General features: G+C 62.2%; 14 protein-coding genes. 7 read left to right on the forward strand and 7 right to left on the reverse strand.

The features are described from left to right. The first annotated feature begins 89 nt into the window (after positions 1–89). The 7 genes from AC4PTT_RS02500 (at position 90) to AC4PTT_RS02530 (ending at position 6,836) form a co-directional block, all read left to right on the forward strand. Entirely contained in the window at positions 90–485 is a 396-nt protein-coding gene (locus AC4PTT_RS02500; RefSeq protein ID WP_113156064.1) for an AGROH133_08824 family phage infection protein, read from the forward strand. 244 nt (positions 486–729) lie between these two features. After that, on the forward strand, positions 730–1,272 hold the full coding sequence (locus tag AC4PTT_RS02505) for a F0F1 ATP synthase subunit delta (protein ID WP_244974860.1): 543 nt from the start codon (positions 730–732) through the stop codon (positions 1,270–1,272). Next, positions 1,272–2,801 carry a F0F1 ATP synthase subunit alpha gene (atpA, locus tag AC4PTT_RS02510; RefSeq protein ID WP_113153432.1) on the forward strand — a complete coding sequence of 510 codons (1,530 nt, stop codon included), beginning with the start codon at positions 1,272–1,274 and terminating at the stop codon, positions 2,799–2,801. The genes AC4PTT_RS02505 and atpA overlap by 1 nt, the downstream gene beginning before the upstream one ends. Positions 2,802–2,813: 12 nt before the next feature. Beyond that, complete coding sequence (locus AC4PTT_RS02515; RefSeq protein WP_492162044.1) at positions 2,814–3,689, forward strand: F0F1 ATP synthase subunit gamma; 876 nt, start codon at positions 2,814–2,816, stop codon at positions 3,687–3,689. A 23-nt stretch (positions 3,690–3,712) separates the two neighbouring features. Further along, positions 3,713–5,260 (forward strand): F0F1 ATP synthase subunit beta, encoded by a 1,548-nt coding sequence (atpD, locus tag AC4PTT_RS02520; protein ID WP_113153430.1) that lies wholly within the window; start codon positions 3,713–3,715, stop codon positions 5,258–5,260. 63 nt (positions 5,261–5,323) lie between these two features. After that, complete coding sequence (locus AC4PTT_RS02525; RefSeq protein ID WP_113153429.1) at positions 5,324–5,728, forward strand: F0F1 ATP synthase subunit epsilon; 405 nt, start codon at positions 5,324–5,326, stop codon at positions 5,726–5,728. A 91-nt stretch (positions 5,729–5,819) separates the two neighbouring features. Next, positions 5,820–6,836, forward strand: coding sequence for a M23 family metallopeptidase (locus tag AC4PTT_RS02530; RefSeq protein WP_432517002.1), 1,017 nt, complete (start codon positions 5,820–5,822; stop codon positions 6,834–6,836). Positions 6,837–6,858: 22 nt separating this feature from the next. Here AC4PTT_RS02530 and AC4PTT_RS02535 read toward each other — a convergent pair whose 3' ends face one another. From AC4PTT_RS02535 to AC4PTT_RS02565, 7 genes are all read right to left on the reverse strand, one after another. Beyond that, positions 6,859–7,380 (reverse strand): RNA pyrophosphohydrolase, encoded by a 522-nt coding sequence (locus AC4PTT_RS02535; RefSeq protein ID WP_206553223.1) that lies wholly within the window; start codon positions 7,378–7,380, stop codon positions 6,859–6,861. Between the two features lie 17 nt (positions 7,381–7,397). Next, complete coding sequence (locus AC4PTT_RS02540) at positions 7,398–8,573, reverse strand: divergent polysaccharide deacetylase family protein (protein WP_492162045.1); 1,176 nt, start codon at positions 8,571–8,573, stop codon at positions 7,398–7,400. A gap of 252 nt (positions 8,574–8,825) precedes the next feature. Next, entirely contained in the window at positions 8,826–10,151 is a 1,326-nt protein-coding gene (locus AC4PTT_RS02545) for a S41 family peptidase (RefSeq protein WP_113153425.1), read from the reverse strand. Continuing rightward, on the reverse strand, positions 10,141–11,448 hold the full coding sequence (locus tag AC4PTT_RS02550) for a murein hydrolase activator EnvC family protein (protein ID WP_206545709.1): 1,308 nt from the start codon (positions 11,446–11,448) through the stop codon (positions 10,141–10,143). The genes AC4PTT_RS02545 and AC4PTT_RS02550 overlap by 11 nt, the downstream gene beginning before the upstream one ends. Before the next feature lie 212 nt (positions 11,449–11,660). Then, positions 11,661–12,143 carry a 23S rRNA (pseudouridine(1915)-N(3))-methyltransferase RlmH gene (gene rlmH / locus AC4PTT_RS02555; protein WP_113153423.1) on the reverse strand — a complete coding sequence of 161 codons (483 nt, stop codon included), beginning with the start codon at positions 12,141–12,143 and terminating at the stop codon, positions 11,661–11,663. A 59-nt stretch (positions 12,144–12,202) separates the two neighbouring features. Then, positions 12,203–12,601: a ribosome silencing factor gene (rsfS, locus tag AC4PTT_RS02560; RefSeq protein WP_206545711.1), complete on the reverse strand. Its 399-nt coding sequence runs from the start codon at positions 12,599–12,601 to the stop codon at positions 12,203–12,205. A gap of 158 nt (positions 12,602–12,759) precedes the next feature. Continuing rightward, entirely contained in the window at positions 12,760–13,353 is a 594-nt protein-coding gene (locus AC4PTT_RS02565; RefSeq protein ID WP_206545763.1) for a nicotinate-nucleotide adenylyltransferase, read from the reverse strand. Positions 13,354–13,397 lie beyond the last annotated feature (44 nt).

Below are 13,397 nucleotides of genomic sequence, written 5' to 3' on the forward strand. Positions count from 1 at the left end.
TGCTATGCCGCTGCGACCGCAATACGGTTTAAGAGGGCCGAAAGCGCGACGCGGGCATGTTTGCCTGCAACACAACCAAGGAGGTTCTGATGGCGTTGTCCTTTCCCTGGCCGGTAACCCAGGGCGAATGGCTGGCATGGTCCGCAGCGGCGGTGACGATTCTCATCGGCCTGTTCGTGATGTTCATGCCGCGGCTGGCGCTGAAACTTTTCAGGCTGCAGCCGGCGGCGGAACGCACCGAGATGCTTGTGGTGCCGCGCGCCATCATTGGCGGTTTCTATATCGGCTTCGGACTGGCGGCGATGATGCTGGCGCAGCCCTTCATTTATCTGGCGCTTGGTGCGGCCTGGACCGTGTCGGTCTTCGGCTGCGTGATCTCGATGCTGTCGGATGGAGCGAAGGCTCTCTACAGCTGGGTGTTTCTTGTTCTGTCGCTCGTTCTGGCGGTGCTTCCGCTGGCATTTGTCATGGGATTCGTGGCCTGACGGAATAAAAATGCGTCGAAACTGCGACAAAGCAACCGTTATGGCGGGGTCTATGCGTGTTGCGACTCTCGGAAGCCTGTGCTAGACGGCAATCGGCTTTCAGCAGGAAGGCATGTCCTATGTCTTTTTGCGAGGGGAAAAATTCAATCAGGTCAGAGATTTAGCCCGAGCAGGTAGCTCCAGCATAAAATCTTGTGGCCTTCTAGGCGTGAGAGAAGACCATCCCGTGGCACAATCTGGCTCCATGATTTCCGGAATGGCAGGGCGCTACGCTGGTTCGCTTTTTGAACTGGCGAAGGAAGCCAAGGCGATTTCCACAGTCGAGGCTGACCTCGACCGCTTCGAGAAACTTCTTGAAGGCAGCGACGACCTGCAGCGTCTCGTCGAGAGCCCCGTGTTCTCGGCTGACGACCAGCTGAAGGCGATCAGCGCCGTTCTCGACAAGGCCGGGATTTCGGGCCTGGTCGGCAATTTCCTGCGTGTCGTTGCGCAGAACCGGCGTTTGTTCGCCGTTCCGCAGATGATCCGCGCATTCCGCCATATCGCCGCAGAAGATCGCGGTGAGACGACGGCGGACGTGGTTGCGGCGCACGCGCTCAACGCGACGCAGGAGAAGGAACTGAAGGCCGCCCTCAAGGCAGTGGCTGGCAAGGACGTTTCGATCAACGTTTCCGTTGATCCCTCCATTCTCGGCGGGCTGGTGGTCAAGATGGGCTCGCGCCAGATCGACACATCGCTCAAAACCAAACTTAATTCGCTCAAGCTTGCACTGAAAGAGGTCGGCTGATGGACATCCGTGCGGCGGAAATTTCCGCAATTCTGAAGGATCAGATAAAGAACTTCGGCAAGGAAGCCGAAGTTTCAGAAGTTGGCCAGGTGCTCTCCGTGGGCGACGGCATTGCCCGCGTCTATGGTCTGGACAATGTCCAGGCCGGTGAGATGGTGGAGTTCCCAGGCGGCATCCGCGGCATGGCGCTCAACCTGGAAGTCGACAATGTCGGCGTCGTTATCTTCGGTAGCGACCGTGACATTAAAGAAGGCGACACGGTGAAGCGCACGGGCGCCATCGTGGACGTTCCGGTCGGTCCGGAGCTGCTCGGCCGCGTTGTTGACGCGCTTGGCAACCCGATCGACGGCAAGGGCCCGATCAAGACGAAAGCGCGCGCCCGCGTTGACGTGAAGGCCCCGGGCATCATTCCCCGCAAGTCGGTTCACGAGCCGATGTCGACCGGTCTGAAGTCCGTTGACGCCCTGATCCCGATTGGCCGCGGTCAGCGCGAGCTGATCATTGGCGACCGCCAGACCGGCAAGACCGCCATCGTTCTCGACACCTTCCTCAACCAGAAGCCGCTCAACGACGGTGACGACGAGAGCCAGAAGCTCTACTGCGTCTATGTTGCCGTTGGCCAGAAGCGCTCCACGGTTGCACAGCTGGTGAAGGTCCTGGAAGAGCGCGGCGCTCTCGAATACTCGATCATCGTCGCTGCCACCGCTTCCGACGCCGCTCCGATGCAGTTCCTGGCTCCGTTCGCCGGCTGCGCCATGGGCGAGTACTTCCGCGACAACGGCAAGCACGCCGTGATCGCCTATGACGATCTGTCCAAGCAGGCCGTTGCTTACCGTCAGATGTCGCTCCTGCTGCGCCGCCCGCCGGGCCGTGAAGCTTACCCGGGCGACGTTTTCTACCTGCACTCCCGCCTGCTCGAGCGCGCGGCGAAGATGAACGACGAGCAGGGCTCCGGCTCGCTCACGGCTCTGCCGGTCATCGAGACGCAGGCCAACGACGTGTCGGCCTACATTCCGACCAACGTGATCTCGATCACCGACGGTCAGATCTTCCTCGAGACCAATCTGTTCTTCCAGGGCATCCGCCCGGCCGTGAACGTCGGTCTGTCGGTGTCGCGCGTCGGCTCCGCAGCCCAGATCAAGGCGATGAAGCAGGTTGCCGGCTCCATTAAGGGTGAGCTCGCCCAGTACCGTGAAATGGCTGCATTCGCGCAGTTCGGTTCTGACCTCGACGCCTCGACCCAGCGCCTGCTCAACCGCGGTGCACGCCTGACCGAACTCCTGAAGCAGCCGCAGTTCTCGCCGCTGAAGACGGAAGAGCAGGTTGCCGTGATCTTTGCCGGTGTGAATGGCTACCTCGACAAGCTTCCGCTTGCCGATGTCACCCGTTTCGAGCAGGGCCTGCTTTCGCACATGCGTGCGGACGGCAAGGACGTGCTTGATGCGATCCGCAAGGAAAAGGCGCTTTCCGACGATCTGCGTGAGAAGCTCAAGGCACAGATCGACGCATTCGCCAAGAACTTCGCCTGAGGCTAAGCGAGCATGGCTTCCCTTAAGGAACTTCGCAACCGAATCGCCTCGGTCAAGGCGACGCAGAAAATCACCAAGGCGATGCAGATGGTCGCCGCGGCGAAACTGAAGCGCGCCCAGGAGGCGGCCGAGGCTGCGCGGCCCTATGCGGAACGCATGGGGGCCGTGCTCACCAACATCGCCGGCGCCGTGTCGGGCAACGACGCGCCGCCGCTGATGGCGGGTACCGGCAAGGACGAAACGCATCTTCTGGTGGTCTGCACCGCCGAGCGTGGTCTTTGCGGTGGCTTTAACAGCCAGATCGCCAAGAAGGCGCGCGAGCATATCCGCGCGCTGCTTGGCGAAGGCAAGACGGTGAAAGTGCTGTGCGTCGGCAAGAAGGGCTATGATGTCCTGCGTCGCGATCATGGCGATCTGATCATGGACCGCGTGGATCTCCGCGATGTCAAGAAGATCGGTTTCGACAACGCGAACGACGTCGCCCGTCAGGTCATCGGCCTGTTCGAAAAGGGCGAGTTCGACGTCTGCACGCTGTTCTATTCCGAGTTCGTATCGGTGATGTCGCAGGTGCCGACCGCACTGCAGATCATCCCGGCCGCCGTTCCCGCCGGGGACGAGGGCCAGGGTTCTGACGCAGTCTACGAGTACGAGCCTGACGCGCCCGCCATTCTTGCCGATCTGATCCCGCGCAATATCGCGGTTCAGATCTTCCGCGCGCTCCTGGAGAACGCGGCCGGCGAGATGGGTGCCAAGATGACCGCCATGGACAGCGCGACGCGCAACGCAGGCGAGATGATCGACAAGCTTTCGATCACCTACAACCGCCAGCGCCAGGCGCAGATCACCAAGGAACTCATCGAAATCATTTCGGGCGCGGAAGCGCTCTAACGGACCGAAGAGGTTAAACGAAAATGGCCAAAGCAGCGACCCCGAAGACGGCGTCCGCGACCGCCGCCAAGAAGGCGGCCCCGGCGCGCAAGGCGGCTTCCACCCGCTCGGCATCGTCCAGCGCAGCAACGAAAGCAACCGGCTCGGCCGGCACGATCCGCCAGGTTATCGGCGCCGTTGTCGACGTGCAGTTCGAAGATCACCTGCCGGCGATCCTGAACGCAATTGAGACCGAGAACAACGGCACGCGCCTCGTGCTTGAGGTGGCTCAGCATCTCGGCGAGAACACGGTTCGCTGCATCGCCATGGACTCCACCGAGGGTCTGGTGCGCGGCATGGAAGTCCGTGACACGGGCAGCCCGATCTCGGTGCCGGTTGGCGACGCAACGCTCGGCCGCATCATGAACGTGGTTGGCGAAGACATCGACGAAGCCGGCCCGGTCAAGGGCGACGGCGTTCGCGCAATTCACCAGCCGGCTCCGGAATATGTGGATCAGTCCACGGAAGCCGAGATCCTGGTCACGGGCATCAAGGTCGTTGACCTGCTCGCACCGTACGCCAAGGGCGGCAAGATCGGCCTGTTCGGCGGCGCCGGCGTTGGCAAGACCGTTCTCATTCAGGAACTGATCAACAACGTCGCAAAGGCGCACGGCGGTTACTCCGTGTTCGCTGGCGTTGGCGAGCGTACCCGTGAGGGCAACGATCTCTACCACGAGATGATCGAGTCCGGCGTGAACCAGGACCCGGCAAAGAACAACGGCTCCACCGAAGGCTCCAAGTGCGCCCTCGTGTTCGGCCAGATGAACGAGCCGCCCGGCGCACGCGCCCGTGTTGCTCTGACCGGTCTGACGGTTGCCGAGCATTTCCGCGACCAGGGCCAGGACGTTCTGTTCTTCGTGGACAACATCTTCCGCTTCACGCAGGCGGGCTCCGAGGTGTCGGCTCTTCTCGGCCGTATTCCTTCGGCTGTGGGTTACCAGCCGACGCTGGCGACCGACATGGGCGCCCTGCAGGAACGCATCACCACGACCACCAAGGGCTCGATTACCTCGGTGCAGGCCATTTACGTGCCCGCCGATGACTTGACCGACCCGGCGCCGGCAGCTTCGTTCGCCCACCTGGACGCAACGACCGTGTTGAACCGCGCCATCTCGGAAAAGGGTATCTACCCGGCCGTGGATCCGCTGGACTCCACCTCGCGCATGCTTGACCCGATGATCGTCGGTGAGGAGCACTACCGCGTGGCCCGTCAGGTCCAGGAGATCCTCCAGCGCTACAAGTCGCTTCAGGACATCATCGCCATTCTCGGCATGGACGAGCTTTCCGAAGAGGACAAGCTCACGGTTGCCCGCGCCCGTAAGATCGAGCGCTTCCTGTCGCAGCCGTTCCACGTGGCCGAGGTCTTCACCGGCGCGCCGGGTCTGTTCGTGGACCTGGAAGACACGATCCGTTCGTTCAAGGGTCTGTGTGACGGTGAGTACGATCACCTGCCGGAAGCTGCCTTCTACATGGTCGGCACCATCGAGCAGGCCGTCGAGAAGGCCCAGAAGCTGGCCGCCGAAGCGGCCTGATCAAGGCAATGACCGGGAGGTCCGTTCGGGCCTCCCGCCTTCATGCCAAACCGGTAGGACACGATGGCTCAATCCTTCAAATTCGATCTGGTCTCGCCCGAGCGGCTCCTGGTTTCCCAGGACGTCGAATCGGTTGTCATTCCCGGCACTGAGGGCGAACTGACCGTGATGGCCACACATGCGCCGACGATGACCAGCATCAAGCCGGGCGTCGTTGCAGTGACGGCTGGCGGCAAGACCGAACGCTATGTGGTGTTTGGCGGCTTTGCCGACATTCTGCCCGATGGCTGCACGGTTCTCGCCGAATCGGCTGTGCATGTGGATGACATCAACCGCGAAGATATCGCGCGCCGCATTCAGGAGGCCCGCGAGGATCTGGAAGATGCCGGGGATCACGAGGCGCGTCTGCGTGCCGAAGACTTCCTGCATCAGCTGACGACCCTTGAGGGTGCCATTCTGCCTGCCTGATCGGCAGGCGTATATGGTGCGAAAACAGCCGGGCCAATGCCCGGCTTTTTTGTTAGCCTGCTTTCTATTGTGAAAGGCAGGGGTATACTTCATGGCATTGCGCAGGGTGGCGCGGTTTCTTTGCTGGCTCATGGTCGTTGTGGCTGCGAGCCCGGGCGTGGCGGAGGAACTTGATCCGAAAACGGCCACGCTTGGCCGGCAATTTACCGACATCTTCCAGAAAGGGTCCGCTGAAGAGGTCTGGCAGCACATGTCGGAGCGAATGCAGTCGGCGCTTGGCGATCTCTATCATCTGAAAGGGTTTCAGGCGTCCATCAACAGCGCCTATGGCCCCGAAGTGTCGGTTCATGAAGAGCTGACGGAAGAGAAAGACGGACTGCGGACCTACCGCCGCCGTGCCGGGCACGAGAACGGTTCGGATCTCATCTGGCAATGGAGCTTCGGTCAGGATGACGGGATCGAGGGCTTTTACGTGCGGCGTGTGCCCGTGGAGGCGGATTCCGCCTATCTCGACTATCAGACACAGGCTGCGCTGCGTCTGCCCTTCGCCGGCTACTGGAAGGTCTTTTGGGGTGGGCGCACGGTGGAAGAAAACTACCATGCCGCAGATGCGGGCCAGCGCTTTGCCTATGACTTCGTAATCCAGCGCGCGGGCAAAACCCACACGGGGGATGGTACGGCGCTCACGGACTATTACTGCTGGGACGAGCCCATTCTGGCGCCGGCAGAGGGCACGGTCGTTGCCCGTGTTGACGGGCTGCCGGACCAGCCTCTGGGCGAGATGGATGCAGACCGGCCGGCGGGCAACCATGTGGTGCTTGATCTGGGCAATGAAGAGTTCATTTTCCTTGCGCATCTGCGCAACGGCTCGGTTGCCGTGAGCGGCGGGCAGCATGTCGATGAGGGGCAGGAGATTGGCCGCTGCGGCAACAGCGGGAACTCGTCAGAGCCCCACCTTCACGTGCATATGCAGACGACACCGGAATTGGGTGCGGGAAAGGGTTTGCCGGCGCAGTTTCAGAACTATCGCGCCAATGGAGCATTGAAGCTGCGCGGCGAACCGGTCCGCGGGCAGACCGTGATCGCCGTTGAAGCTATCCTGAAGTAGCCGGCGAAAGCGCCGGGACGTCTCAGGGTGCGAGGTGGCGGAAGGCGGAGACGACGCTCTCATAGACCTTGCGCTTGAAGGGAACGATCAGACCCGGCAGATCGGTCATCGGCTTCCATTCCCACATGTCGAACTCGGCTTCATGTCCGCCGGGCGGCGGGTTGATGGCGATCTCCGAATCGGGGCCTTCAAAGCGGAAGGCGAACCACTTCTGCTTCTGCCCGCGATATTTTCCCTTGAGGGCTATGCCAAGGAGATGTTCGGGCAGTTCGTAGGTGATCCAGTCGGGCGTCTCGGCGAGAAGCGACACGGACTTCATGCCGGTCTCTTCATAGAGTTCGCGATAGGCCGCCTCGCGGGGCTCTTCGCCTTTGTCGACGCCGCCCTGGGGCATCTGCCAGAGCTGCGTTGCGCCGGATAACTCGTCCGTGTCGGGCTGAACGATGCGGCGGCCCGCCCAGGCAAGGCCCCTGTCGTTGAGCACCATGATGCCCACGCAGGGGCGATAGGGCAGATCGGCTGCGTTCTTTGTCTTCTCGGCCATGCGGACGATTTCCGTTTCTATCGTGGTTGAGGGTCGGCGGCGACGGCCGAGACGGGAACGAGCTCGATTCCGCGTCCGGTGACTTCATTGGACCATGACGCTACGGCGTCGATGGTCTCGTCGAATGCAGAGCCTGTGCCGATGGCGTAGCCTCTGGCGCGTGCGATGCGCTCGAGCTCATCAAGCTTCTTGAGAATTTCGGCGCGCTCGGGGCGACGGTTCTTGCCGGTCGGGTCGATGAGCGCGTCGGACGCGGCAAAAGGTACGCCCTCCTGAAGGGCGAGATCCTGCGCGACGCTGCGCGCGGATGTGCCATCATCGATATACATCAGACCGCGCTGGCCAAGCTCCGCCATGACATCGCCCATGGCTTCGTCATCGGCCGTGAAGCGTCCGCCCATATAGTTCATCACGCCCGTATAGTTGGTGAGGCGGGAAAGCGCCCAGCGCATGCGCGACATGTTCTGGCCGGGGGATGCATCCAGCGTGAGCGTGTTGCGGCCCGGGTTCTGCGTCGGATAACCGAAGGGCTCCATGGGTACCTGCAGAATGACCTCATGGCCTTCCTTGCGGGCCTGCTGCATCCAGCGTGACAGGCTGTTGCCCGCCGGTGCGAACGCCAGGGTGATCTCCGGGCGGAGCGTCTCGATGGCGTATTGTGTGGTTGTCTGCGAAAGGCCCAGCCCGCCGATGATGATGGCGATGCGCGCGCCCCGCGTGCCCGACCAGGAGCGGGCATAAACATCGAAGGGCCGCCGGCCGCCGGCATCGCGCACGGGCAGGGGGCCTGTCTCGGACTCCTCGATCAGCGCCCGGTCGGGCAGATGCGCCAGACGCGGATGCTGGCCCATGGCCGAAGGATCGCGAATGATGATGACGCCGTTTTCGGACGTTTCTTCCGGCTGAAGACGGGTGATCGATGCATCGGGCGCGCCGGATGCGGGCGTGGCCGTTGCCGTGTCAGAGCCGGAGGCCCGCGCGACGGTCTCTTCCACGGGTGACGTGACGGCGACAGGAGAAGGGCTGCGGAAAGGGCGGTCTCGCAGGGCGACAGCCGTGGACGTGCCGAGAACCGCAATGGCGGCGAGAGCGGTGACGATGCGGCCGGTGGTGAAGGCGCCCTGGCGCTTAGGCTTGTCTGGGCGCTTGTCGTGGCCCAGCGGGCGATCGATGTCTTTTTTCCCGGAAGTCATACCCACCCGTCACGATGGCCGAGGCCAGAAACCAGACCGGTCCTCATCTTCTAAGAAGGCGGACGCGGCGTCAAAATTCTGTCTTTCCAAACGTAGGGCGGCCGGAAGGCAGCCATGCGCGAAATTCGTGTTACTGGCGGTCTGTGTCGCCAGAATGTCACCGCCGGTTTGCGAGAAACCGGCGGTGACAAAAGATGTTTAGAGCATCGGACCGAAAAGTGGAATCCGGTTTCCACTTTTCCTGAAATGGCTCTAGCGGTTCATGACCGCCTTGTCGGGATTTGGCGGGAAAGCGGGATCGGTTTTCTCGCCGCGCAGCAGTTCAAGCGCTGCCTTGAGCTGCATGTCGTCCTTGGGCTCCGGCGGCACATAGGCGATGGAGCCGGAACCCTCGTCGCTTTCTTCCTCACCCTTGATGTGACCGCGCAGGTCGGACTCGCCCCGGCGCAGATCCCGGCCCTGTAATTCCTCGGGCAGGGGCTGATCGACCTTGATGTCGGGCGTGATGCCCTTGCCCTGGATCGATTCGCCGGACGGCGTGTAGTAGAGCGCGGTGGTGAGGCGCAGAGCGCCGTTCTCGCCGAGCGGGATGATCGTCTGGACCGAGCCCTTGCCGAAGGACTGGGTACCCAGAACCGTCGCACGGCGGTGGTCCTGCAGCGCGCCGGCAACGATTTCCGAAGCACTGGCCGAGCCGCCATTGATGAGCACGATGACGGGCTTGCCATTCAGAACATCGCCGGGCCGCGAATCGAAGCGGGCAATCTCATTGGCCTCGCGGCCGCGGGTGGAGACGATCTCGCCGCGATCCAGGAAGGCGTCGGAAACGCTGACCGCCTGATCAAGCAGGCCGCCCGGATTGAGGCGCAGGTCGAGCACATAGCCCTTGAGCTGATCGTCCGGCACTTCTTCGCTGATCGTGTCGATGGCGGTCATCAGGTCATCGAAGGTCTTCTCCGTGAAGGAGGTGATCTTCAGATAGCCGACATCCTCTTCGACGCGGTATTTGACCGCCTTCACCTTGATGATGTCGCGCACGATGGTGAGATCGATGGGCTTGTCCGCACCTTCGCGAATGATGGTGAGTTCGATGGGCGTGTTGACCGCGCCGCGCATCTTGTCGACGGCGTCGTTGAGCGACATGCCGCGCACTTCCTCGCCATCGATGGCGGAGATCAGGTCACCGGCCAGAACGCCGGCGCGTGCGGCGGGCGTGTCATCGATGGGCGCAACCACCTTGACCAGCTCGCTGTCCATGGTGACTTCGATGCCGAGGCCGCCGAACTCGCCCTTGGTCTGCACACGCATGTCCTTGGCGGCGTCCGCGTCGAGATAGGACGAATGCGGGTCGAGCGAGGTGAGCATGCCGTTGATGGCGCTCTCCACCAGCTTCTTGTCATCCGGCGGGGTCACATACTGGGCGCGCACACGCTCGAAGATGTCGCCGAAGATCGCGAGCTGCCGGTAGGTCTCGGAACCGGCGGCGTTCGCAGAGAAGCCACTCGTACCGTGAAGGAGCGAGACCGCAGATGCGCCCATCAGGGCGCCGGCAAACAATAGCGACAAGTTACGTTTCATTTCCTGTCCTTCCAGAGTGTCCCGGAGCCCACCAGGGTTTAGGATTGATCGGTTTTCCGTTCTTCCTGAACTCCACATACAGCTCCGGTGTGACGTTCTCAGTCCCCGGTCCTGCGATGCTTGCCAGGCGAGCATCCCCCATCATGCCGATTGGTTCGCCCGCCAAAACGGATTGCCCCAGCGTCACGCTTACCTTCTCTAAGCCGGCAAGCACGATATGATAACCGTCGCCGGCGTTGAGTATCAATAGCTGACCATAGGAACGGAACGGTCCCGCGTACAGAACCGTCGCCCCCGCAGGCGCGGTAACGATTGCGCCCGATTGTGTTCTTAGAATGTCGCCCTGAAGGCGCGCCCCGGTGTCGTCATCTTCACCGAATCGCGCTCCGAACTGGCCGGACACGGGCAGGGCCACGCCGCCCGTGCGCTTGGCAAAGGATGCGCCGGCACTTAGCCGGTGTTCCGGCGAAGTCGGCTGATTAAGGCGTCTTGCGCGCTCTGCCTCGGCCTTGCGCAGGGATGCGATCTCGGTTTCCAGCGAGCCGATCAGCTCCTGCAGGCTGGTGGCGCGGGCGGCCAGCGCCTCGGCTTCGCGCTGCTCGGTGGCCATGCGGCTTTCGGCATCCTGCTGCAGGCGCTTCTTTTCATCGAGCAGAAGCGAGAGGCGTTTCTTTTCCTCGACCTGTTCGGTCACGGTTTTTTGAAGTTTGTCGCGCTCGCTTTCGATGGATGTGACGATGCGCGAGAGGTCTTTCAGGTCGCCGATGAGGATTTCCGTCTCGACCCGCAGCTCCGGCACGACCGCGCCGAGCAGGATGGCGCTGCGCACGGAGGCGAGCGCGTCTTCCGGGCGCACGAGAATTGCCGGTGGCGGGTTCAGGCCCATGCGCTGAAGGGCTGCCAGAACCTCGGCCAGAACGCCGCGGCGCGATTGCAGCGATTCGCGCAGATAGCCTTCCTGATGGCGCAGTTCCGTGAGACGCAGCGAAATGGCGTCGATGTCTTCGCTGAGCTTGCGCTCGGTCTTGGCGGCCTGGATGAGGGCTGCGGTGATGGCCGCATTGTCATCCTTGATGGCGTCGATCTCGGATGCGATTTCGGCGAGGCGCTGTTCGGTCAGCGCCATCTCGCGGTTGATGTCCTGAAATTCGGTCTGCGTCTTGCCATGCTGCGTTTCCAGAACCTCTATGCCGTCCTGCGCCGCGGCGTAGGCGGTCAGGACGCAAAGGCAGGTCGCAGCGGCTGCTGCTGTCCTGATCCTGGAAAAGGGCGGGCGCGGCATGTGCGCTTTCATCATCCTTGGTCTGCTGTTTTCGCGCGGTCGGGAAATCGCATTCGGGCAGTATAGGCGTCGCTTTCTTAAGGAAGCATCAACCATACGGGAATTGCTGCACAATTTTTGGTTGTGTTTCCCCTATTGTCAATGCAGGCGGGTTGCGCCGGCTTGCCTGATCGCCGTGCGTCCGTCTGAGCGCCCATCCGGACGCACCGAACTGTTCGTGGAGCCGTTCAGTCCCGATGATAGGGATGGCCTGAAAGAATGGTGGAAACACGGTAGATCTGTTCGGCCAGCATCACCCGAACGATCTGGTGCGGCCATGTCTGCGCGCCGAACGCGATGGTCCGGTCTGCCATGCGCCGCAACTCGGGATCGTGCCCGTCCGGCCCGCCAATGACGATGGAAAGATGCCGCCGGCCTTCATCGCGCAAATCCGCGATGGCCTGGCTCAGTTCCCGGGAGGTGAGGTTCTTGCCGCGTTCATCGAGCAGGAAGAGCGCCGAGCCTTCCGGGCGCATCTGCGCGATCTTGCGGCTCTCTTCGCGCCGTCGCTCGTCGGTGGATTTGGCGCGGCTTTCAGCGATCTCGCTGACGCCGGAGAATTCAAGCCCGATGGCCGGGCCGCCCTTCGAGAAGCGGTCCAGATAACGGTCCGCCAAATCCCTCTCGGGGCCGGCTTTCATCCGGCCCACGGCGCAAATCCCAATATGCATTCCAGCCTCTCTGCCCGGTGGGCGGAGGAGCCCACAAACGCCGTCAACAAAGACGGCGGTCAGTGAACCGTTTCATCCTCAAGACCGGGCTCAAGACCGGGCTCAAGATCGGGCGTCTGCCACATCTTTTCGATGTTGTAGAATTCCCGAACTTCCGGACGGAAGACATGAACGACGATGTCGCCCGTATCGACCAGAACCCAGTCGGCGCTTGCAAGGCCTTCGACCTTTGCATTGCCGCAGCCGGCTTCCTTCAAGGCACGGATCAGGTGATCCGCGACCGCAGCGACGTGTCGATGCGAACGTCCCGACGCGATGATCATGTGATCGGCGAGCGGGGACTTGCCCTGAATGTCGATGGAGACGATGTTTTCCGCCTTCGAGTCTTCAAGACTCGTGAGGGCTGTTTCAACGGCCTGGGAAACCAGGTTTCGGCTGGCCTCGGCCGGCGAAGGCACGGTGTCGGCCTTCTTCGTGGTTGCTGTTCTCAGTGTCTTTCCTTTCCAATAAGAACAAGCTCACCGTGGACGCATGTCCTACGGTATCCAATAGATAGGCAGAGTCTCCTTACAGTTTCAAGACATCCGCCGATCACATGTTTTGCGAGCTTTAGCGGTTATTGCGCCCCTTTTGCCGCATTTCTGATTGCGGTCGAGGAGAGCGGGGAGCGCGGACCGTGGATGAATGTCCAGGCCGGCGGCTTGCTTCTGGCGAGGATCGGCGCGTCGTCCTCGTCTATGCGGGCATGGTCGAATGTCTTCGCCATGGTGGATGAAAGAAAGGCGAGCGTTGCGCCCGGACGGTCGATCACGGCGATGGGCATGGACTGCGCGATATCGCGCCAGCGCTCCCAGCGATGGAAGTCGCGCAGGCTGTCCGCCCCCATGATCCAGACGAAGTTCACACCGTGATTGCGCGCCTGAACCAGCTTGATCGTATCCGCCGTGAAGCGGACGCGGTGGCCGGCCTCGAATGCGGTGACCTTCACGCGCGGGTCGGTGGTGCATTTCTCCGAAAGGGCGATCCGTTCGGCAAGAGGTGCGAGTTCGCGATGGCTCTTCAGCGGATTGCCGGGGGTGACGATCCACCAGAGCTGGTCGAGCCGTAACCGCCGCATGGCGATTTCCGCCACCAGCGCATGACCGGCATGGGGCGGGTTGAACGAGCCGCCAAACAGGCCGACCGCCATGCCGCGTTCCACATGCGGCATGCGCAGATAGCGCGGCGGCACCGATGGCGTCGGCGTGCTGATCG

It is taken from the genome of Nitratireductor sp. WH36-1, from assembly GCF_058725515.1.

What these genes read in the sequence shown, in the direction of transcription:
- AC4PTT_RS02530 (WP_432517002.1), top strand. Translation starts at nt 5,820, where the DNA reads ATGGCATTGCGCAGGGTGGCGCGGTTTCTTTGCTGGCTCATGGTCGTT.
- AC4PTT_RS02500 (WP_113156064.1), top strand. Translation starts at nt 90, where the DNA reads ATGGCGTTGTCCTTTCCCTGGCCGGTAACCCAGGGCGAATGGCTGGCA.
- rlmH (WP_113153423.1), bottom strand. Translation starts at nt 12,143, where the DNA reads ATGCATATTGGGATTTGCGCCGTGGGCCGGATGAAAGCCGGCCCCGAG.
- AC4PTT_RS02550 (WP_206545709.1), bottom strand. Translation starts at nt 11,448, where the DNA reads ATGATGAAAGCGCACATGCCGCGCCCGCCCTTTTCCAGGATCAGGACA.
- AC4PTT_RS02545 (WP_113153425.1), bottom strand. Translation starts at nt 10,151, where the DNA reads ATGAAACGTAACTTGTCGCTATTGTTTGCCGGCGCCCTGATGGGCGCA.
- atpA (WP_113153432.1), top strand. Translation starts at nt 1,272, where the DNA reads ATGGACATCCGTGCGGCGGAAATTTCCGCAATTCTGAAGGATCAGATA.
- AC4PTT_RS02565 (WP_206545763.1), bottom strand. Translation starts at nt 13,353, where the DNA reads ATGCCGCATGTGGAACGCGGCATGGCGGTCGGCCTGTTTGGCGGCTCG.
- AC4PTT_RS02515 (WP_492162044.1), top strand. Translation starts at nt 2,814, where the DNA reads ATGGCTTCCCTTAAGGAACTTCGCAACCGAATCGCCTCGGTCAAGGCG.
- AC4PTT_RS02540 (WP_492162045.1), bottom strand. Translation starts at nt 8,573, where the DNA reads ATGACTTCCGGGAAAAAAGACATCGATCGCCCGCTGGGCCACGACAAG.
- AC4PTT_RS02525 (WP_113153429.1), top strand. Translation starts at nt 5,324, where the DNA reads ATGGCTCAATCCTTCAAATTCGATCTGGTCTCGCCCGAGCGGCTCCTG.
- AC4PTT_RS02535 (WP_206553223.1), bottom strand. Translation starts at nt 7,380, where the DNA reads ATGGCCGAGAAGACAAAGAACGCAGCCGATCTGCCCTATCGCCCCTGC.
- AC4PTT_RS02505 (WP_244974860.1), top strand. Translation starts at nt 730, where the DNA reads ATGATTTCCGGAATGGCAGGGCGCTACGCTGGTTCGCTTTTTGAACTG.
- atpD (WP_113153430.1), top strand. Translation starts at nt 3,713, where the DNA reads ATGGCCAAAGCAGCGACCCCGAAGACGGCGTCCGCGACCGCCGCCAAG.